The organism is Pseudarthrobacter enclensis (genome assembly GCF_030811655.1).
In the GTDB taxonomy this organism is placed as follows: domain Bacteria; phylum Actinomycetota; class Actinomycetes; order Actinomycetales; family Micrococcaceae; genus Arthrobacter; species Arthrobacter enclensis_A.
This window is the reverse complement of record NZ_JAUSRE010000009.1, coordinates 1-19,769: the sequence shown is the minus strand read 5'-3', so window position 1 is coordinate 19,769 and position 19,769 is coordinate 1. Positions and strand designations below refer to the sequence as shown.

At 67.8% G+C, this 19,769-nt stretch carries 15 protein-coding genes and 1 pseudogene; 7 read left to right on the top strand and 9 right to left on the bottom strand.

What is annotated here, in order from left to right:
* The first annotated feature begins 109 nt into the window (after positions 1-109).
* Both ppc and J2X98_RS10060 read left to right on the top strand, forming a co-directional pair.
* Positions 110-2,917 carry a phosphoenolpyruvate carboxylase gene (gene ppc / locus J2X98_RS10065; protein ID WP_141943859.1) on the top strand — a complete coding sequence of 936 codons (2,808 nt, stop codon included), beginning with the start codon at positions 110-112 and terminating at the stop codon, positions 2,915-2,917.
* Positions 2,918-3,009: 92 nt separating this feature from the next.
* Complete coding sequence (locus tag J2X98_RS10060; RefSeq protein ID WP_141943857.1) at positions 3,010-3,315, top strand: hypothetical protein; 306 nt, start codon at positions 3,010-3,012, stop codon at positions 3,313-3,315.
* Here J2X98_RS10060 and J2X98_RS10055 read toward each other — a convergent pair.
* Positions 3,312-3,935 (bottom strand): DedA family protein, encoded by a 624-nt coding sequence (locus J2X98_RS10055; protein WP_307307404.1) that lies wholly within the window; start codon positions 3,933-3,935, stop codon positions 3,312-3,314. The two genes, J2X98_RS10060 and J2X98_RS10055, sit on opposite strands and share 4 nt — an antisense overlap.
* 34 nt (positions 3,936-3,969) lie before the next feature.
* Between J2X98_RS10055 and J2X98_RS10050 the strand changes: the two genes are divergently transcribed.
* Positions 3,970-4,500, top strand: a complete 531-nt coding sequence (locus J2X98_RS10050) for an O-acetyl-ADP-ribose deacetylase (protein ID WP_307307401.1) — start codon at positions 3,970-3,972, stop codon at positions 4,498-4,500.
* Here the strand turns inward: J2X98_RS10050 and J2X98_RS10045 are convergent.
* Positions 4,472-5,464, bottom strand: a complete 993-nt coding sequence (locus J2X98_RS10045; RefSeq protein WP_307307741.1) for an RluA family pseudouridine synthase — start codon at positions 5,462-5,464, stop codon at positions 4,472-4,474. The two genes, J2X98_RS10050 and J2X98_RS10045, sit on opposite strands and share 29 nt — an antisense overlap.
* A gap of 114 nt (positions 5,465-5,578) precedes the next feature.
* On the opposite strand from J2X98_RS10045, the gene J2X98_RS10040 reads away from it, so the two are divergent.
* Together J2X98_RS10040 and J2X98_RS10035 are read left to right on the top strand one after the other, a co-directional pair.
* The gene (locus J2X98_RS10040; protein ID WP_141946574.1) at positions 5,579-6,217 is read left to right on the top strand and encodes a winged helix-turn-helix domain-containing protein; all 639 of its coding nucleotides are present in this window, start codon (positions 5,579-5,581) and stop codon (positions 6,215-6,217) included.
* Positions 6,214-6,906 (top strand): SRPBCC family protein, encoded by a 693-nt coding sequence (locus J2X98_RS10035; protein WP_307307396.1) that lies wholly within the window; start codon positions 6,214-6,216, stop codon positions 6,904-6,906. The genes J2X98_RS10040 and J2X98_RS10035 overlap by 4 nt, the downstream gene beginning before the upstream one ends.
* 109 nt (positions 6,907-7,015) lie before the next feature.
* On the opposite strand, the gene yczR is transcribed toward J2X98_RS10035, so the two are convergent.
* Positions 7,016-8,497 (bottom strand): MocR-like transcription factor YczR, encoded by a 1,482-nt coding sequence (gene yczR, locus J2X98_RS10030; protein ID WP_307307393.1) that lies wholly within the window; start codon positions 8,495-8,497, stop codon positions 7,016-7,018.
* 60 nt (positions 8,498-8,557) lie between these two features.
* On the opposite strand from yczR, the gene yczE reads away from it, so the two are divergent.
* Positions 8,558-9,178, top strand: a complete 621-nt coding sequence (gene yczE / locus J2X98_RS10025) for a membrane protein YczE (RefSeq protein WP_307307390.1) — start codon at positions 8,558-8,560, stop codon at positions 9,176-9,178.
* Between the two features lie 19 nt (positions 9,179-9,197).
* Here the strand turns inward: yczE and J2X98_RS10020 are convergent, their stop codons facing one another.
* From J2X98_RS10020 to J2X98_RS10005, 4 genes are all read right to left on the bottom strand, one after another.
* Complete coding sequence (locus J2X98_RS10020) at positions 9,198-10,028, bottom strand: Fpg/Nei family DNA glycosylase (protein WP_307307387.1); 831 nt, start codon at positions 10,026-10,028, stop codon at positions 9,198-9,200.
* Complete coding sequence (locus tag J2X98_RS10015) at positions 10,021-15,141, bottom strand: ATP-dependent helicase (protein ID WP_307307384.1); 5,121 nt, start codon at positions 15,139-15,141, stop codon at positions 10,021-10,023. Before J2X98_RS10015 ends, J2X98_RS10020 begins: the two co-directional genes overlap by 8 nt.
* Positions 15,142-15,423: 282 nt before the next feature.
* Complete coding sequence (locus tag J2X98_RS10010; RefSeq protein WP_373460861.1) at positions 15,424-16,050, bottom strand: DUF4232 domain-containing protein; 627 nt, start codon at positions 16,048-16,050, stop codon at positions 15,424-15,426.
* A gap of 204 nt (positions 16,051-16,254) precedes the next feature.
* Positions 16,255-16,485: a hypothetical protein gene (locus J2X98_RS10005; protein WP_307307378.1), complete on the bottom strand. Its 231-nt coding sequence runs from the start codon at positions 16,483-16,485 to the stop codon at positions 16,255-16,257.
* A 206-nt stretch (positions 16,486-16,691) separates the two neighbouring features.
* Here J2X98_RS10005 and J2X98_RS10000 point away from each other — a divergent pair, with 206 nt between their 5' ends.
* Positions 16,692-17,036: a hypothetical protein gene (locus J2X98_RS10000; RefSeq protein WP_307307376.1), complete on the top strand. Its 345-nt coding sequence runs from the start codon at positions 16,692-16,694 to the stop codon at positions 17,034-17,036.
* 53 nt (positions 17,037-17,089) lie between these two features.
* On the opposite strand, the gene J2X98_RS09995 is transcribed toward J2X98_RS10000, so the two are convergent.
* Entirely contained in the window at positions 17,090-18,805 is a 1,716-nt protein-coding gene (locus J2X98_RS09995) for a thiamine pyrophosphate-dependent enzyme (RefSeq protein ID WP_307307373.1), read from the bottom strand.
* A 37-nt stretch (positions 18,806-18,842) separates the two neighbouring features.
* Positions 18,843-19,769: pseudogene (locus J2X98_RS09990) on the bottom strand (amino acid permease); the annotation flags it as partial.

The following is a 19,769-nucleotide window of genomic DNA, read 5'->3' as shown; positions in this document are numbered from 1 at the left end:
GGATTCGGTACTGCACGGCACCGGGGGTAGCATCTTTAGCTAGTAACGTGGCTCACAGTATCCAGCGCAGTGTACGAGCCAAGTCCGAACCCCTCGAAAGATTGTTTCAATGGCTCACACTGCAACACCTCCCGAAACCGATCTTGCCTCCGAACTGCGTGCGGATGTCCGGCGCGTCTCCACCCTGCTGGGCGAGTCCCTGGTCCGTCAACACGGTCCGGAACTCCTTGACCTTGTAGAGCAGGTCCGGCTCCTGACGAAGGAATCCAAGGAAGCTGCCCGTGGTGGCGCCCATGCCACGGGCCCCTGGAGCGCGCACGACGTCGTTGCCCAGGTCCGCGAACTCCTCGGCTCCCTGCCCATCGAGCAGGCAACCGACCTGGTGCGTGCCTTTGCGTTCTATTTCCACCTCGCCAACGCCGCCGAACAGGTCCACCGCGTCCGCGGCCTGCGCACCCGCGCCGAGAAGGACGGCTGGCTGGCCAAGACCGTGGCGGACATCGCCGCCCAGGCCGGCCCGGACGTGCTGCAGGAAGTGGTCAACGGCCTGGATGTCCGCCCCATTTTCACCGCGCACCCCACCGAAGCTTCCCGCCGGTCGGTCCTGGACAAGATCCGCAAGCTTTCCGATGTCCTGTCCCAGCCGTCGGCCGAGGGATCCACGGCGCGGCGTCGCCAGGACCGGCAGCTGGCTGAAATCATCGACCAGATGTGGCAGACCGATGAGCTGCGGCAGGTCCGGCCCACCCCCGTGGACGAGGCCCGGAACGCCATCTACTACCTGGGCGGCATCCTCACCGACGCCATGCCGCAAATGCTGTCCGAGCTTTCAGAGCTGCTGGGCGAGCACGGCGTCACCCTGGCCTCCAAGGACGCGCCCATCCGGTTCGGCTCCTGGATCGGCGGCGACCGCGACGGCAACCCGAACGTCACCGCCGCCGTGACGCGGGAAATCCTGCAGATCCAGAACCAGAACGCCATCCGGATCAGCATCGGAATGATCGACGAGCTGATCTCCATCCTGTCCAACTCCACCGCCCTCGCCGGTGCGGACGAGTCGCTTCTGAAGTCCATTGACGAAGACCTCAAGAAGCTGCCCGGCCTGGACAAGCGGGTCCTGGAGCTGAACGCGCAGGAGCCCTACCGGCTGAAGCTCACCTGCATCAAGGCAAAGCTCATCAACACCGGCAAGCGGGTTGCGGTGAACTCCAACCACGAGCATGGCCGCGACTACAGCGGGACCGACGAACTCCTGGCGGACCTGCACCTGCTGGAACTCTCGCTCCGCAACCACTCCGCAGCACTGGCCGCGGACGGCTCCCTGGCCCGGGTGCGGCGCGCCATCGCATCGTTCGGCCTGCACCTCGCCACCCTGGACATCCGCGAACACGCAGACCACCACCACGATGCCGTGGGCCAGCTGATGGACCGGATCGGCGGTCCGGGACTGCGCTACGCCGAGCTGAGCCGCCGGGAACGTTTCGAGGTGCTCGGCTCCGAGCTCGCCTCCCGCCGTCCGCTGTCCGGCCACCCGATCAAGCTCGACGGCGCCGCGGACGGCACGTACGACGTCTTCCGTGAAATCCGCCGGGCGCTGCGCATGTACGGCCCCGATGTCATCGAGACCTACATCATCTCCATGACCCGCGGCGCCGACGACGTGCTCGCGGCGGCCGTGCTGGCCCGCGAAGCCGGCCTCATCAACCTGTTCGGCGACAAGCCCTACGCCAAGCTCGGGTTCGCGCCGCTGCTGGAGACGGTGGAGGAGCTCCGTGCCTCCGCCGAGATCATTGACCAGCTGCTGTCCGATCCCTCCTACCGCGAACTGGTGCGGCTGCGCGGGGACGTACAGGAAGTCATGCTGGGCTACTCGGACTCCAACAAGGAATCCGGCGTGATGACCAGCCAGTGGGAGATCCACAAGACCCAGCGCAAGCTCCGCGACGTTGCCGCCAAGCACGGCGTGCGCGTCCGGCTCTTCCACGGCCGCGGCGGGTCCGTGGGCCGCGGCGGCGGGCCCACCTACGACGCCATCCTGGCCCAGCCCAACGGCGTCCTGGAAGGCGAGATCAAATTCACCGAGCAGGGCGAGGTCATCTCGGACAAGTACTCCCTGCCCGAGCTGGCCCGGGAAAACCTGGAGCTGTCGCTGGCCGCGGTGCTCCAGGGGTCGGCCCTGCACCGGGACCCGCGGACCTCCGAGGACCAGCGCGAGCGCTACGGCCACGTCATGGAGGCCATCTCCGATGCCGCCTTCGACCGGTACCGGAAGCTGATCGACCACCCGGACCTGCCCGCCTACTTCATGGCCTCCACCCCGGTGGAGCAGCTCGGTTCACTGAACATCGGCTCGCGCCCGTCCAAGCGACCCGACTCGGGGGCGGGACTGGGTGGCCTGCGCGCCATCCCCTGGGTGTTCGGCTGGACCCAGTCCCGCCAAATCGTGCCAGGCTGGTTCGGCGTCGGCTCAGGCCTCAAGGCAGCCCGCGAGGCCGGACACTCCGCCCAGCTGGTGGAAATGATGGACCACTGGCACTTCTTCCGCTCCGTGCTGTCCAACGTGGAAATGACCCTGGCCAAGACGGACATGGACATCGCCGGCTACTACGTGTCCACCCTGGTCCCCGAGGAGCTGCACCACCTGTTCCGCACCATCCGGGAAGAGTATGAACTCACGGTGGCCGAGGTCCGCAAGCTCACCGGCGAGAACATCCTCCTGGACGCGCAGCCAACTTTGAAGCGCTCCCTGGAGATCCGGGACCAGTACCTGGACCCCATCAGCTACCTGCAGGTCGAACTCCTTCGCCGCATCCGCACTGAAGCCGGCATCAGCGGCGCGGAAATCGACGAACGCCTCCAGCGCGCCATGCTCATCACCGTGAACGGGGTGGCGGCCGGCCTCCGCAACACCGGCTAATTCATCCTGTTGCCCTATCACTTATGGTCCCTAACAGGCGCTGTTAGGGACCATAAGTGATGGCGCATCGCGGTTTGGATAGGGTTGGGGGCATGCCTTCGTTCCAGACCCGCCTCAAGATCACCGGGCTGCGGCCGGGCAATCCGCCGGAAGCCGTCATGGACACTGCGGTGGAGGTGTTGGGCACCCGGCACCACGTGGAGGCGCACCAGCTCCAGATCGCCGGCGGCGTGCCGCAGCTGAACCTGCGCTTCCTCGTCGAAGCCAGCGAGTACAGCGGTGAGAACCGGCAGGCGGTGGAATCGGCAGCAATGATGCGCGACGCCGTCGAGCGCGTTGCGCTGACGGGTACCCTCAGCGTGCTGCGGCGCAGCCGCGGCAAGTGGCTGCCAATCTAACCTGCGTCCGGGATGGGCTCATCCTCCACCGGGGAGCGGTCGCCGCGGCGCCGGGTGACAAGGACGCCCACCACCGCGCCGATCACAAGCCCCACGGCCACGCCGATCAGGGAGCTGGCCCAGAACGGCAACTTGGTGGTCGAGCCTGTGAAGTAGCCCAGCCCCACCAGCCAGCACGCCCACAGCACAGCCCCCAGCCCGGCGCACAAGCTGAAGCCGGGCACGGAGACGTTGGCGATGCCGGACGCCGCCGAGGTGGCAAGCCGGCCACCGGGAATGAAACGGGCGCCGATGATTGTCCCATAGGTGGACGAGCGTCCCGCCTTGGCCAGGGCCGCATGGATCCCGGCGTGGACCCGGCGTCCCCACTTCCAACGGTCCAGGACATGGCTCAGCCGCCGACGGAACAGGTGGAAAACCACCATGTCGCCCAGCCAGGACGCCAGGGCCGCGAGCACCAGCACAAGGAAGACGTTGGCCTTGCCGTCCGCGGAGAGCGCGCCGCCGGTAATCACCACCATTTCGGACGGGATGGGCGGGAAGATGGCGTCGCCGATGACCAGCGGGATGACCCAGAAATAGAGGGCCACCCCCCAGCTGTCAACGCTGCCGAAGTCCATTGCCACAAGGTACCGCACTTGGGAAACTGGCGGCATGCGGATCACGGTTCTGCACGGTGACATTACGCAGCGGCGGGTGGATGCGGTAGTAAACGCCGCAAACGCGTCGCTGCTTGGTGGCGGGGGAGTGGACGGGGCGCTGCACAGGGCCGCCGGGCCGGAGCTGCTGGCTGCGTGCCGGGAGCTGCGCACCACCGGGCTGCCGCACGGACTCCAGACGGGGGCGGCGGTGGCAACACCCGCTTTCGGGCTGCCGGCCCGCTGGGTGATCCATACGGTGGGCCCCAATCGCCATGCGGGACAGACCAACCGCGCGCTCCTGGTGTCCTGTTTCAGCGAAAGCCTGCGGCTGGCCGACAGTCTGGGCGCGCAGGATGTGGCCTTTCCCGCGGTGGGCGGCGGGGCCTACGGGTGGAGTGCCATGCATGTGGCGCAGGCAGCGCTCGACGCCGTGACGGGCTTCCGGGTCTCGCATCCGGCCAGCGGGCTGGAGCTGGTGGAGTTCGTGCTGCATACCGCAGAGATGGAGGCAGTGTTCAGGGACGTGCTCGGTCCGCTTCGCTGAGTTCCAGGCTGCTGCGGTACTCCACGGGCTTTCCCGAAATCGGGTCGATGAACCGGATGCCCCGGGCCAGCAGCTGGAGCGGTTTGCCATAGTCGTCCGGGGCTTTGTCCAGCAGGTCAGGGTAAAAGGCGTCGTTCACGATTCCCAGGCCCAGCGAGGCCATGTGGACCCGCAGCTGGTGGGTCTTGCCGGTATGGGGTTCCAGCCGGTACCTGGCGAGGCGCTGCCCCGCACCCCCGGCGCCGGTGTCGATTGCACCGGTACCGTTGGCACCTGCCGGTGCGCCGCCGTCGAACGTTTCCAGCCGCTCAATCCTGGTTTCCGCGTTCGGCTCACCGTCCACCACCTCGGCCAGCAGATAGCTGCGGGACTTGGTCATCCGGTTCCGGACCACAACGGGAAAGTCGACGGCGGGGTATCCCGGCGCAGGCTCGGCGGCTGAGACGCATTCGTATTCCTTCTGCACCTGCCGCTTCTCGAACAGGACCTGGTACTTGCCGCGCGTCTGCGGGTTGGTGGACAAGAGCAGTACCCCGGCGGTCATGCGGTCCAGCCGGTGCATGGGGATCAGGTCCGGCAGGTCCAGCTGCTTCCGCAGGCGCACCAGGGCCGATTCCTGGATGTACGTTCCGCCCGGCGTTGTGGGCAGGAAATGCGGTTTGTCCACCACCAGCAGGTGCTCATCCCGGTGCAGGATGCGGAGCTCGACCGGCAGCCGGGTCTCCGCCGGCAGTGTGCGGTAGTACCAGATGAAGGTGTGCTCCTGCAGCGGAGTGCTGCGGTCAAGGGGGATGCCGCCCTCGCCAACGATCTCGCCGGCGTCGAACCTGTCCTCGATGCCTTGCGGATCAATGTGGCCCCAGCGGTGCATCATGTAGTCCATCGCGGTGTCCCACGGCCCCTCATCCGGAAGCCGCAGCCGGGTGGCGTTGACGCCGTCGCGGACGGGGAGGGGGGATTGCATCACCGGTCCATTCTACCGGCGCTGCATCGGGCGCCTCCCGTCAGCGGGAACCGGCGCTGACCGACGATAAAAAAGTTCTTGACAATAAAAGTTGTCGGTATGCAGACTGGAAGCATGCAGGACATCGCAGTGATCGAGGACCCGGCCGCCGCTGAGGTAACGCTGGACCCCATCCGCACCCGGATCCTGCGCGAGCTGGTCCAGCCGGCTTCGGCCACACAGCTGGCCGTGCGCGTCGGCCTGCCGCGGCAGAAGGTCAACTACCACCTCAAGGCGCTGGAGCGGCACGGGCTGGTGGAACTCGTGGAAGAGCGGCGCAAGGGCAATGTGACCGAACGGGTCCTGCAGGCCACGGCGGCCTCCTACCTCATATCACCTGCAGCGCTGGCGGCAGTGTCCCCCGACCCGCGGCGGTTCGCGGACCGGTTCTCGGCCTTTTGGCTGCTGGCGCTCGCGGGCCGGATGGTCCAGGAGGTGGGCAAGCTCATCGCCGGCGCCGCCGCTGCCCGGCAGAAGCTGGCCACCTTCGCCATCGACGGCGACATCACCTTCCGCACGGCCGCCGACCGGGCCGCGTTCGCCGAGGAGCTCGGCGTGGAAATCACCCGGCTGGTGGACAAATACCACGACGGCGTCCCGTCCGCAGGCGCGCGGCGGCACCGGCTCGTGGTGGCGCTGCATCCGGCCCTCAAGGAAACCAGCGCCCCCACGGCAACCAAGGAATCAGCACCAGGCAAGGAGCAGGACACATGAGCGACAAGCGAAACTTTGAGATCGTCTACGACACCGAGCTGCCCGGCACTCCGGAGCGGGTATGGGAGGCCGTGACCAACGGAACGCCCGCCTGGATGTTCCCCACTGACCAGTGGCCGGCCGTCAGGACGGTGGAGGAGTACCCCACCCACCTGGTGTCGCGGATGGAGGGGCCGGACGGCTGGTTCAACCAGTTGGAGCACGTCCTGGAGCCGTTGGACGGCGGCCGCGCCCGGCTCCACTACGTCCACAGCGGGATCTTCGCGGACAACTGGGACCAGCAATACGCCGGCGCCAGCCGCCACACCGCGTTCTACCTGCACACCCTGGGCCAATACCTGAAGTACTTTGACGGCCGGCCTGTGGTGTTCACCGACGTCCAGGCTCCTGCCGCTTCCCAGGCTCCGGACGGTTTCACGCGGCTGCGGGAGGCGCTGGGTGCCGGCTCTGCCGGTGAGGGTGCCACGGTTGATGTGGAGCTCGACGGCGTGGGGCGGCTGACGGGCGTCGTGGACTTCTCGAACGGGCACTTCCTGGGGCTGCGCACCGCGGACGCGTTGTACCGGTTCTTCGGCCGCAACGCTTTCGGTGCTCCCGTGGGCATGACGGTGCACGATTTCAGCGGCTCCGGGGACTCCGAAACCACGGCCAAGGCCTGGGGCGGCTTCCTGGAGCGCGTGTACGCGTAGGTTTCCCTTCCCGTTTCGCGCCCCACTCGCCGGAACGCTGCGGGCCCGCCGTATTTTTCCGGCGGGTACGGACCGTTCCGGCGTTTTCGGGGTTTCCGGTGGCGGCCGGTCAGGCGATGGCGACGGCGGGCGCCCGGGTCAGTGAGCGCCGGAGCTGGGGTGCGGCGTCCAGCTTGTCCTGGGCCGCCCGGAGTGCCAGGACCGCCGTCTCCAGCTTGTCCGGCGGGAGGGTGAAGGGCAGCCGCAGGTTGCGTTCGAACGCCCCGCCAATCCCGAACCGGGGTCCGGCCGCAAGCCTGATGCCGAAGTCCGGCGCCAGCACGGTCAGCGCCGTACTGATGGGACCGGGGAGCCGGCACCATACGGAAAGACCGCCGGCGGGCTGCGTGGTCGCCCATGTGGGCAGATGCTCGGCCAAAAGACTGAGCAGGACTGACCGGTTGCCGCGCAGCCTGCTGAGCAGAGCGGGAAGTGGTTCCTCCCAGGCCCGGACCAGATGGGCTGCGGCCAGCTGCTCCATGACGGGTCCGCCCAGGTCCAGGGTGGTGCGCGCAGCGGCAAACCTCTGGATCATGGACTCCGAAGCCCGGATCCAGCCGGTGCGCAGGCCGCCCCAATGCGACTTGCTCAGCGATCCGATGGACACCACGGAACTGCTGAAGCCAGCCAGTGGAGTGGTGGCAACGCCGTCGAGGTTGAGGTCGCGGAGAGTCTCGTCCGCCACCAGGACGGTTCCGGCCGCGGCGGCAGCCCGGGCCAGCCGCCGGCGCTGGGCGTCAGGCATGATCATGCCCGTGGGGTTGTGGAAATCCGGAACCATGTAGGCGAGCCTGGGCTGCTGCTGGGCCAGTGCGGACTCCACCGCGGGCAGGTCCCAGCCCGAATCGGTGAAGGGCACCGGAACGGGGCGGCACCTTGCAGCACGGACCGCGTCCAGTGCGTGGGGGTAGCTGGGGTGTTCCACCAGGACCCGGTCCTGCCGGTCCGTCAGCGTGCGGATGATGATGGTCAGCGCATGCTGGGCACCGGAGGTCACCATAATCTGTTCCGGCTGCGTTGGTACCCCGGCGGCTGAATACCGGTCCGCGATCGCCTGGCGCAACGGCGGCAGCCCCAGGGCGTCGTAGCCAAACCCCGGCAGGAGGGCCGGGAGTTCGGTCAGGGCGGAGGCAAAGGCCCGGTGCACCACCTCGCCACTGGCGGGGAGCGCCGAGTAGGCGAGGTCGATGAGTCCGCCGGGTGCGGAGAGGCCTGGTGCTGCGGGGGACCCGGCGCCCGATGGCTGGGGGCCGAACAGCGCGGGGCCGAACGGGGTCAGTTGCGGGATGCGGGTCCTGCCGCGGCTGCCCTGGCCGCTGCTCAGGAAGCCCTGGTCCCGCAGGCTGGAGTACGCCCCGGTTACGGTGGTCCGGCTGACCCCCAGCGCGGTGCACAGGGAACGCTCGCTGGGCAGTGCCGTATCCAGCGGGATGCGGCCGTCGAGGATGAGGAGCCGCACCACGTCGGCCAGTTCCCGGTAAGCAGCCCCGGTTCCGCTGTTCCAGGGGCCAAGGAGGCGTGACAAAGCGAGGGCGGTAAGACTGGTGGCCATGTAGCCAGTATTTCAGACTGGATATGCAATTGGATGCCAGTTGGCTGGAAGCATGGTTGCATGATGATCCGCAGACTGATCCAGCTCTTCACCGGCCTCGCTATGTACGGCATCTCCCTGGCCATGTTCATCCGCGCCGGCCTGGGCCTGGATCCGTGGGACGTCTTCCACCAGGGACTGGCCAACCGGTCCGGGCTGAGCATCGGCCTGGTGGTCATCATCGTGAGTTTCCTGGTGTTGCTGCTCTGGATCCCCCTGCGGCAGATGCCTGGCTTCGGAACCCTCTGCAACGCCATCCTGGTGGGGGTCTTCGCGGACGTCGGACTGGCACTGCTCCCGCCGGTGTCCCACCTGGCCCTGCAGATTGTGCTCCTCGCGGGCGCAGTGCTGGTAAATGCCGTCGCCTCGGCCTGCTACATCGGCGCCGGCTTTGGACCCGGCGCCCGCGACGGGCTGATGACCGGCCTGGCCCGGCGCACGGGATGGTCGGTCAGGTTGTCGCGCACGCTCATCGAGGTGACGGTCCTGGCCGCCGGCTGGCTGCTGGGAGGATCGGTGGGCGTGGGAACGGTGGTCTACGCTGTGGCGATCGGCCCCCTGGTACACATCCTGCTGCCGCGCTTCATGGTGCAGGCTGCAGCTCAGAAGACCACAAACGAGTCCGCTCCCGCCACGTGCTAAGGCACATGCATCCCGGATCTCAGGACGGCGCCGGCTGGCATTTCGGGCAGAAGTAGATGTCCCGTTCCTCCTCGCCGTTCGGCTTGCCCAGCAGCCCGCGCTGGATGGGAGTGCCGCATTTCAGGCATGGCTGGCGTTCCCTGCCGTAGACCCAGTAGCCCGGCCGGCCTGCCATCCTGCCTACCGGCATGCCCCGTGCGTTGAGGATGGTGACGCGGCGTCCCGGACCAAGGTTGACCTCCAGGAGTTGCTTGGCGTCTGTCATCATGGTCCTGACGTCAGCGACCCCGGACACCGGGGTTGCGGGATGGACGCCGGACAGGAAGCACGCTTCGCAGCGGTAGATGTTGCCGATGCCGGCGAGGTTCCGCTGGTCCAGCAGCGCCACGCCCACCGGGACCTCGGGGTTGGCCCTGACGCGCCGTTCCGCCTCGTCCAGATCCCAGTCCGGGCCCAAAAGGTCCGGGCCAAGGAAGCCGACGATTGAGTCTTCGTTGGCTGTTGCCACCACTTCCACAATGCCAAGGGAAAAGCCGACGGCGTCAGCAGCGGCCGTGCGCAGCACGCACCGGGCGGTGAAGCCCGGCTTGCGCCATCGGCCGCCGGGCGGGTACACCTGCCAGGTGCCCTCCATCTTCAGGTGCGAGTGGATGGTCAGTCGTTTGTCCTCCGGGCTGACCACCCGCATGAGCAGGTGCTTGCCCCGGGGGACTACCTCGGCCACGGTCCACCCGGCCAGGTTCAGCGTGGCAAACCGGGGCACCCTGAAATCGGAGGCAGTCAGGGTCTGCCCTGCCAAAGCCTCGTGCAGTTGGTGCGCAGCCCGCCAGACGGAATCACCCTCAGGCACGGATCCTCAGTCCCTTCGGGGTGGAGTAGGCGCCGGCTGAGCTGAGCGCTGCGGCCACAGGTGTGTCCAGGATGCCGTGCCCGTTGACCTTCTCCATGATCAGTTTGTCCACGGCCCCGCGGGTGACAACACCCACCAGTGCCGCCCCTGCCGCTGCCAGGACGGCTTCGTCATCACTGAAGGCCAGCAGCGTCTTTCCTCCGCGCTCCACGTAAAGGACCAGCGCGCCGTCCACCAGCACAACCAGCGCACCAGCTTTCCGCCCGGGCCGGTGGCCCGTACCGGCGTCGTCCTGCTGGGCGGGCCAAGGGAGGGCCGCCCCATAGGGGTTGGCGGGATCGGTTGCTGCCAGCGCGAGTGCCACCGGTTCGGCCTTCGCCAGCTGCGTGTCCTCTGAGTAGGAACGGAGCCGGTCCACGGTGGCGGGAACGGCGAACTGGGCGGCTCCAAGGTGCTCGATGAAGTACCCGCGGCGGCACCTTCCGGCTTCCTCCAACCGGGCCAGGACCTTGTACATGAGCCCGAAACCGCCCAGGATCTGCTCTGCCATGACCGAGCCCCTGGTGACCACGCCGTAACGGTCCAGCAGTAGTTCGGCGGTGGCGCGGGCGTGGATGGTGGGATCGAGCTCAGGTTCCGGAAGGGCGGACCAGCGTCCGGCCGCTGTGGGCGGCGTGGCCGCACCCTGCGTCCCGTACCGGCCGCCCGCGAGCCCGGGGGAGCCCATCAGCCCGGTGCCGTGGGAGCGGCCCAACCGGCTCAGCCGCGGTGCCCTGGCACGCGGCGCGCGGGCCACCTGCCGGTGCGCCGTGTGGCCGCCGGCAATCAGCGCCCGGACCGGCGCGAAGGTGTCCCCGGTGATCCTGCCGGCCCACGCGAGGTCCCACAGGGCAGTCACCACCTGCTGGTCGCTGAGTACCGAATCCATTCCGCCGGCCACTTCGGTCAGCTGACGGAAGAAATATCCGCCGCCGTTGTTCCGCAGGTGGTCAAGGAGCCGCTGGCCGGCGTCCTCCGGTTCGAACTCGGGCGACGGGTTAAGCGTCAGTTCCACCGAGTCGGCGAGGTGGAGGCTGATCCAGCCGTCGTTGCCGGGCAGTGCGCCGGCGCCGGACCAGAGAACCTCGCCGGCGGCCATGAGCTCATCCAGCATGGCGGCCTGGTAGTTGGATACCCGGGTGGCCAGCACCAGGGGCTCCCACGCCGAGGCGGGGACCGGGATACCGGAGAGCTGGTCGACCGCGGTGATGATGCCGTCCAGCCCCCGCAGCGACGGCTGGCCGCGGCCGCCGCCGGGAGTCCGGACGTGCTGCCATGCGGGCAGGAAGCGTCCGTAGGCGGCGGCGTCCACGGGTTCCACTTCCGCGCGAAGGGCGGCGAGGGAACGACGGCGGAGCTTGCGCAGCACCTCGGCGTCACACCATTCGCTGGCGATGGTGTGCGGAACATCAGATGCGGGGACCACGGCTGGGGACGCCAGCCCATCTGTTGGTTCTTCTTCGGCGGCCGGAGCTTCCGCGGCCAGGGCTTCGACGGGCTGGGCCTGAACGGGGTGCCCGGCTTCGTGCGGGCCCGGCTCCGCCAGCGCAGCATCGGCCGGTGTGGAATCCAGTGCTGGTGCCTCGGGCGGGGTGACGTGGGGCCGGAACTCGCCTTCCACCACGCGCCCGTCCGCCGCCAGGCGTTTCAGGGCGGTGCCCACCACCGCCACGCCAAGGCCCAGGCGGCCTGCCGCTTCCGCAGCAGTGAAGGGCCCGTGTGTACGTGCATACCGGGAGACGAGGTCGCCGAGGGGGTCCGCGACCGGTTCGATGAAGGCAAGAGGCACGCCCATGGGCAGTGGGACCCCGATGGCGTCGCGCAGCCTTGCTGCGTCCTCCACGGCGGCGAAGCGTTCCACTCCACCTATGTTGACCTTTATGGCGCGGTTGGCGCGCTGAAGGGAAGCCAGGTGGGCTGCCGCTTCCTCAACCGTGGCGCTGGCTGCGGTTTCGACGGGCTCAACCACCTTGGTGGCTTCGCTTTCCGCCCGCTCAATCACCGGGGTGCCCTCGAGCCGGGCTGCCGCTTCCTCCGGGGCGAGCGGTCCGAGCAGCCGCAGGAGGTCGGCAATGCCTTCCATTCCACGGGCCCGACGGTCCGGGGCAAGGCGCTGCAGCTCGCGTTCGGTGTCTTCGATGACCTTGGCGTCCAGGAGTTCGCGCAGCTCCACCCTGCCCAGCAGCTCGTTGAGGAGCGTGGAGTCCAGGGCCAGGGCGGCGGCGCGCCGTTCCGCGAGGGGGGAATCGCCCTCGTAGAGGAACTGGGCCACGTATCCGAACAAAAGGGATTTGGCGAACGGCGACGGCTGCTGGGTGGTGGTCTGCACGATCCGCAGTTCGCGACGCTCAACCGATGCGGCAATGTCCTTCAATGCGGGAAGATCGTAGACGTCCTGCAGGCATTCGCGAACCGTTTCCAGCACGATGGGGAATGTGGGGTACTTCCTGGCCACGTCCAGCAGCTGCGCCGACCGCTGCCGCTGCTGCCACAGTGGCTGGCGCTTGCCGGGTGTCTGCCGGGGCAGCAGGAGTGCGCGGGCGGCGCACTCCCGGAAACGCGAAGCGAACAGGGCGCTGCCGCCCACCTCGGCCGTGACAATCTGCTCCAGTTCCTCGGGATCGAAGAGGAACAGCTCGGCGCCCGGTGGTTCGTCCTCCATCATGGGCACCCGCAGCACGATGCCGTCGTCGGCCGCCATGGCCGAGCCGTCCAGCCCGTAGCGCTGGTGGAGCCGCTGCCCCACGGCGAGAGCCCATGGCGCGTGCACCGGCATGCCGAACGGGCTGTGCAGGATGACCCGCCAGTCGCCCAGTTCGTCGTGGAACCGCTCCACCACCAGCGTGGTGTCGCTGGGCACCACTTCCGTGGCCTGCTTCTGCTCGGTGAGGTACTGGATGAGGTTGTTGGCGGCGAAGTCGTCCAGGCCGCTGGCCTTGCAGCGCTCGGTGGCCGGCCCGGCGTCGGACGCCGAGAGTTCACGGACGAACGCACCCAGTGCGCGGCCCAGGTCCACCGGGCGCCCCAGTGAATCGCCCTTCCAGAAGGGCAGCTTGCCGGGCTGGCCGAACGCGGGGGATACCAGGACGCGGTCGTGGGTGATGTCCTCGATCTTCCAGCTGGTGGCACCGAGGGCAAAGACGTCGCCCACCCGGGATTCGTAAACCATTTCCTCATCGAGCTCGCCAACCCGGCGGCCGCCCTTGGGCGCACGCGGCGGCTTTCCGTCCTCGGACGGTGAGGCAGAACCTTCCTGTTCGGTGCCGATGATGTACACGCCGAACAGGCCGCGGTCCGGGATGGTCCCGCCGGACGTGACTGCCAGGCGCTGGGCTCCGGGCCTGCCCTCGATGGTGCCCGCATTGCGGTCCCAGATGATCCGGGGCCTCAGCTCGGCGAATTCGTCGGACGGGTACCGTCCCGCCAGCAGGTCAAGGGTGGCTTCAAAGGCCGAGCGGGGGAGTGACGCAAACGGCGCCGAGCGCCGGACGGTACTGAACCATTCCTCCACGTCAATGCTGCCCAGCGCGGTTGCCGCGACGGTCTGCTGGGCCAGGATGTCCAGCGGATTGGCAGGAATACTGAGCCTCTCGATCTTGCCGTCCAGCATCCGCTCCACGGTGATGGCGGTGTGGACCAGGTCTGCCCGGTGTTTGGGGAAGAGGACGCCCTGGGAGACTTCACCCACCTGGTGACCGGCCCGGCCCACCCGCTGCAGCCCGCTGGCCACGGACGGCGGCGATTCCACCTGCACCACCAGGTCAACGGCGCCCATGTCGATGCCCAGTTCCAGTGAGGACGTGGCCACCACGCACCGCAGCCGGCCGGACTTGAGGTCGTCCTCGATGAGGGCGCGCTGGTCCTTGGACACTGAACCGTGGTGGGCGCGGGCCAGCACGGGGTCAGCCCCGGCTGAGCTTCCCGCCTGGGCCATCATGTGTGCGGGCGTGGCGGTTGAGGAGGGAACGCCCGACGCCGGTCCCCCCGGCGTGCCTGCCCCACCCGGCTGCCCTTCCGGGGCGTGGTCATCCCAGCCGCCGCCCACGGCAACCAGTTGGCGTTCGGCGTAGATCTCGTTGAGCCGGGCGGTTAGGCGTTCGGCCAGCCGGCGGGAATTCGCGAACACAATGGTGGACTGGTTGGCCAGCACCAGGTCAACGATCTTCTCTTCCACATGGGGCCAGATGGACGCCTGCGGCTGGAGCCCGGATGCCGGGCCGGAGTCGAAGGCACCGGCACCGGCCTGCAGGTCCGACATGTCCTCCACCGGCACGGATACCGTGAGGTCCCAGTTCTTCCTTGCCGGGGGCGCCACGATCTCCACGGGGGCCGAACCGGCAAGGAACTGGGCCACGAGTTCCTTGGGCTCCACCGTGGCGGAAAGACCGATGCGCTGTGCGGGTTTGGGCAGCAGGGCATCCAGCCGTTCGAGGGAGACGGCGAGGTGCGCCCCGCGCTTGGTCCCGGCCACGGCATGGACCTCGTCGATGATGATGGTATCCACCTCGGTGAGGGTCTCGCGCGCCTTCGAGGTCAGCATGAGGAACAGCGACTCGGGGGTGGTGATGAGGATGTCCGGAGGGCTGCTGAGGAGGGTGCGCCGATCTGCGGCGGGAGTATCGCCGGACCGGACACCAACGGTAATGAGCGGTGCGGGAAGTCCCAGCCGCTTGGCCGTTTGCGTGATGCCGATCAGGGGTGCCCGCAGGTTCCGTTCCACGTCCACGCCCAGGGCCTTCAGGGGTGAAATGTAGAGGACGCGGGTCTTCCTCTTGGGCGCCCGGATGCGCTTGCCTTTGGCCGGCGCAGTGTCAGCGGATTCCGGTGCTTTCGGCGCGGACGCCAGGAGCCGGTCCAGGGCCCAGAGGAAGGCTGCGAGCGTCTTTCCTGAACCGGTGGGGGCTACCACCAGCGCATGCGAACCCGAGGAGATGGCGTTCCAGGCCCCTGCCTGCGCAGGCGTTGGCTCGGAAAATGCCCCCAGGAACCATTCCCGGGTGGGCCGGCTGAACCGGCCCATGGGCGCGGCCGCGCCGGAAGCAGCACTGCCGGCAGGACCCTGTTCCTGGTTCATGCCTCCATCATGCACCAAGGCACCGACACCCTCTCCTACAGGGGCTCCACGTTCCGCCGGAAGCCGAATTCGGCCGAAACCGGGCGTACTCCATGCCGCAGGCTTCCGGGCTGGATGAGGCTTGCCCAGTCAGCTCGAACCTCCGGCAGGTCCCTGGTGGCCGGACTTCCGAGCAACTTGCCCTCATTGGTGGACCGGGAGCTGTGCAGCGCCAACAGAACTGAAGGCGGCCCGGCTTAACAGCCGGGCCGCCTTGAGTCCTTGAGGAGTGGGTGCCTTATGTTACGAGGGCTGGAACGCTCCGATGGAGAGCAGGGCGATGTCCGCGTTGCTGCAGGCCGTGGTGGGCTGCGGAATGAACAGCGAGTCCGTGTCCTCCGGCGGGTAGATCCGGTATCCGGCGGCATCCACGGGTGAGCAACCCTGGTAGTTACGTGCCTGCGTGTAGCGCAGCACCGCTGTGCCGGTCTGGCCAGGGGCCAGCAGGACATCCACCACGCCCGCGGATTCATCCCGTGTGGCGGGTGCGCCGATTGGGGCGCCGGCGGCGTCCGCCACCAGCGAGACGCCGGGGAAGCCCCGAAGGATGCAGGGCTCGGTGCCGCTGTTGGTGAGGTTCAGCTTCATGTAGACGCTGCCCGCCGCGCCGCCGCCGGATGGGTCGGTGGCTGCGGTGAGCCCGGCTGCTTTGCACAGCCCTGGTGCGCCGGCCGCCGTGGTGCCCGGGGCAGGCGAGGCCGGGGTGGACGTGGCTGGCGCCGGAGACGTTGGCGCCGGCGTGGACGCCGATGCCGAGGCGGAGGCGGAGGGGCTGGCCTGGCCGCCGGGCGAGGACGTGGTCTGGGACTGCGGCTGGCTCGGACCGCACGCGGTGAGCATCAGCGCTGCTGCCGCAGCCGCCGTCGTCATAACGAAACCCTGGCAAATTTTGTGAGACCTCATGGCATTACCTTCGCTGTACCCGTTGCCCGCGTCAACGACGCCACATGCAATGGCAGCAATTTGATGCCCGGATCGTGATGATCCGGGCATCAAAAGTGGGGCACGGGATTCCGATGGCTCCTCAGTCCGTCTCCGGACCGGTGCAGTAGTGGCAATCCTCCGGGCAGTCGGTCATGCCGGCACCCCTGCCAGTTCGAAGCCGTCTGCGACATGGAACATGCGCCGGGCACCGGCGGCAGCGGTCACCCACACCACGTCGCCGTCCTCCGTCCTGGCGTCCACCAGGCCGCCGAAGACATTGCGTCCGTTGATCCTGATCTCCACTGCGTCGCCGATGTCGACGGCGTCCCAGCGGAGGGGGCTGTTGGCAGGGGGTCTTGCGCGGTTCGTCGTTGAAGTCACGGTTAGTCCTTTGAAAGGGGCCTGTCCGGAGCGGCCCTTGCAGCTCCGGTGCTGCCATCAAACAGGTGGGCCAGGGGTCGGCTCAATGGCGGAATGGCCACGGGTGCGGATGATTCTTTGTGCAGCGCTCCAGTGGGGGCCGGTGACGCTGCTGAGGGGCAGGGTTAGACTGCCTGCGTACGTGTTGGCGATCGAAGGAGAAGTTCATGGACTACACCGGAAGCCAGTCGGAAAAGGCGGTCCCCGCCGGCGAACTGGGACGCAGCCACATAGGGCAGACCATCAGCTTCCAGCCCAACGAATTTACCGTGGTCTTCGGCAAGCTTGCCGGCATTGCCCGGACTGAGGCCATGGTCTACCTGTCCCTGACGGGGGTGGGGAACGGCACGCACCTCAAGGATGAGTACGACCTTCCGGTGACCCATGAGGTCTACGTTCCGGTGGACGTCATTTCCAACGCCGAGTCCACCATCAAGGACTTGTTCGGCAAGGTCCAGGAAAACCTCCGCGGGGGAGTCCACAAGGGTCCAGACCGAACCGACCAGGTGTAGCGGACAAGCCAAACGGGAAGGCCGGCACATCCGTGCCGGTCTTCCCGTTTGTGCTAGTACGCCTTGACCCGCTGCTCCACCACGAGGTGGATGAGCGCAAACACGCCGTCGCCGTCGATGGCCGCCAGCGCGGCATCCAGGGCAGCGGGCACGTCACTGTCCGCTGTGACGGTGATTCCGAAACCGCCGAAAGCCCTGGCCATCAACGCAAAATCCGGGTTCTTCAACTGCGTTCCGGAGACGCGCTGCGGGTAGTGCCTCTCCTGGTGTGTCCGGATGGTGCCGTACTCCTGGTTGTCCATGACCACCACCAGGGGCGTTGCACCATACTGGGCGGCGGTGGCGAGTTCCTGCCCGTTCATGAGGAATTCGCCGTCCCCCGCGATGGTCACCACGCGGCGTCTGGGCTCGGCCAGCGATGCGGCGATCGCGGACGGCACCGAGTACCCCATGGAGCCGTTGCGGGCGCTGATCATGGAGGCGTAGCGGCGGGTGGGGAAATACCGGTGTGCCCAGTTGGTGTGTTCGCCCGCCCCGAACGTGACCATCGCATCCCCGGGGAGACGCGGCACGAGGTTGGCCATCAGGGTGTCCATCCTCGCCGGGCCGGGAGCGGGCTCGGCCGGAGGGAGCGCCGCGAAGCTTTCCTGCTCGGCCCGCATCCTTGCCGTCCAGGCCTTCCACTCCTCCTTGACCGGCAGGTCGATGTCCTCAAGGCCGCGGACGAAGGCGTCCGGTTTGGCCAGGATCTGCCGTGACACCGGCCCCGACCGCCCGCGCAGCGACGGGTCCACCGTGACCAGGAAGTTCTTCTTGCTCCAGTCCTGCCGGCACACGAACCCGTCGGTGATCACATCTCCGGGCACCGTCCCGACAAACACCAGGAGGTCCGTCTCCTCAAGGAGGTCATACGTGGGCCTGGGCCGGCCGTATCCGATGGGACCCACGTAGGACGGCGAGTCGAAGGACACCGTCCCCTGCGTGCGCCATTCGGCCGCGGCCGGGATGTGGTGCCGCTCCAGCCAGGCCGTGAGCTGTTCTGCCGCCTCCTGCGTCCAGTCGTTGCCGCCCGTGACGAAGAGCGGCTTGCTGGATTCGGCCAGGGCAGCCTTCAGTGCCGCGGAATCGGTGCCGCTCATGCCGCCTGCCGCCACCGGTATTGCGGGGTGCAGTGCGGGACTGATCCGCTGCCGGATGACGTCCTCGGGCAGGCCGACAACCACGGGGCCGGGCCGTCCGCTCATCGCGGCGAACATGGCTTCGGCCACGATTTCGGAGGCGCGTTCCGGATGGTCCAGGACCATGACGCGCTTGGCACCGGTATCGAACCAGGACTTGATGTCGAATTCCTGGAACGCCTCCCGGTCCCGGTGGGCAAACGGGATCAGGCCCACGAAGAGCAGCATGGGGGTGGAGTCCTGCCAGGCGGTATGGAGTCCCACATGCGCGTTCGCGGCGCCGGGCCCCCGGGTGACCATTGCGACGCCCGGGCGCTGCTGCATCTTGCCGTCCGCCTCCGCCATGTATGCGGCCCCGCCCTCATGCCGGCACACGATGGTTTCGATGTCGGACTGGTGCAGGCCGTCCAGCACGTCGAGGAAGCTCTCGCCGGGAACCACGTAGGTGCGCTCCACGCCGTGGGCCACCAGCGAATCGACAATGACGTGCCCGGCGGATTTCAGGGCGGGTACCACGGGGTCCCGGTGGCCGACGACGGCGGCGGGCTGGGTAGGGGATGCGGTCAGGGTGGGCTGCGGTTCTGGTGTCATGGTCTTTCTTAGCTCGGAGGGTGGCGGAAGAGGCTGGTCAGGAGATGGGCGTCCGGTTGGCGATCACGGGTGCTTTTCCGGTGAAGCCTTCGCGGGTTTCGGCGATTTCGCGGATGCGGTGGCGGCAGGCGTACCAGCCGATGACCATGAGGATGGAGGCGATGGCGGTGACGAGCATGGTCAGGGGTGAGTCGATGAAGACCATGACGAGGACGCCGATGAGGAAGAGCAGGGAGAGGTAGCCGGTGTAGGGGGCGCCGAACATGCGGAAGGAGGGTCGTTCGACCCAGCCTTTGTCGGCCCAGCGTTTGAGTTGGATCTGGCAGAGCACGATGGTGGCCCAGGTCATGATGATGCCGACGGAGGCGATGTTCAGCACGATTTCGAAGGCGTCGGCGGGGACGAGGTAGTTCAGCGGGACGCCGAGGAGGGAGACGACGGCGGTGATGGCGATGCCGCCGTAGGGGACGCCTGCTTTGTTCATGCGGGAGGCGAATTTGGGGGCGGAGCCGTTGACGGACATGGAGCGCAGGATCCGGCCGGTGGAGTAGAGCCCGGCGTTCAGGGAGGACAGGGCTGCGGTGAGGACGACGAGGTTCATGATGACGTCCACGCCCTGGACGCCGATGGAGCCGAAGAACGTCACGAAGGGGCTGACGCCTTTTTGGTAGGAGGTGAAGGGCAGCAGCAGGGCCAGCAGGATGACGGAGCCGACGTAGAACACGGCGATGCGGAAGACCACGGAGTTGATGGCCTTGGGCATGATTTTTTCGGGGTTTTCGGTTTCGCCGGCGGCGGTGCCGACCAGTTCGATGGAGGCGTAGGCGAACAGGACGCCCTGCATGAGGATGATCATGGGCAGCAGGCCGTTGGGGAAGATCCCGCCGTTGTCGGAGAGCAGGCTGATGCCGACCTGCTGGCCGGAGACGGGGGTGCCGAAGATGACGAAGTAGGTGCCGATGAT

Excerpts from the sequence above, each read along its gene's own strand:
- ppc (WP_141943859.1), top strand. The coding sequence starts at position 110 with ATGGCTCACACTGCAACACCTCCCGAAACCGATCTTGCCTCCGAACTG.
- J2X98_RS10060 (WP_141943857.1), top strand. The coding sequence starts at position 3,010 with ATGCCTTCGTTCCAGACCCGCCTCAAGATCACCGGGCTGCGGCCGGGC.
- J2X98_RS10055 (WP_307307404.1), bottom strand. The coding sequence starts at position 3,935 with ATGGACTTCGGCAGCGTTGACAGCTGGGGGGTGGCCCTCTATTTCTGG.
- J2X98_RS10050 (WP_307307401.1), top strand. The coding sequence starts at position 3,970 with ATGCGGATCACGGTTCTGCACGGTGACATTACGCAGCGGCGGGTGGAT.
- J2X98_RS10045 (WP_307307741.1), bottom strand. The coding sequence starts at position 5,464 with ATGCAATCCCCCCTCCCCGTCCGCGACGGCGTCAACGCCACCCGGCTG.
- J2X98_RS10040 (WP_141946574.1), top strand. The coding sequence starts at position 5,579 with ATGCAGGACATCGCAGTGATCGAGGACCCGGCCGCCGCTGAGGTAACG.
- J2X98_RS10035 (WP_307307396.1), top strand. The coding sequence starts at position 6,214 with ATGAGCGACAAGCGAAACTTTGAGATCGTCTACGACACCGAGCTGCCC.
- yczR (WP_307307393.1), bottom strand. The coding sequence starts at position 8,497 with ATGGCCACCAGTCTTACCGCCCTCGCTTTGTCACGCCTCCTTGGCCCC.
- yczE (WP_307307390.1), top strand. The coding sequence starts at position 8,558 with ATGATGATCCGCAGACTGATCCAGCTCTTCACCGGCCTCGCTATGTAC.
- J2X98_RS10015 (WP_307307384.1), bottom strand. The coding sequence starts at position 15,141 with ATGAACCAGGAACAGGGTCCTGCCGGCAGTGCTGCTTCCGGCGCGGCC.
- J2X98_RS10010 (WP_373460861.1), bottom strand. The coding sequence starts at position 16,050 with ATGACGACGGCGGCTGCGGCAGCAGCGCTGATGCTCACCGCGTGCGGT.
- J2X98_RS10000 (WP_307307376.1), top strand. The coding sequence starts at position 16,692 with ATGGACTACACCGGAAGCCAGTCGGAAAAGGCGGTCCCCGCCGGCGAA.
- J2X98_RS09995 (WP_307307373.1), bottom strand. The coding sequence starts at position 18,805 with ATGACACCAGAACCGCAGCCCACCCTGACCGCATCCCCTACCCAGCCC.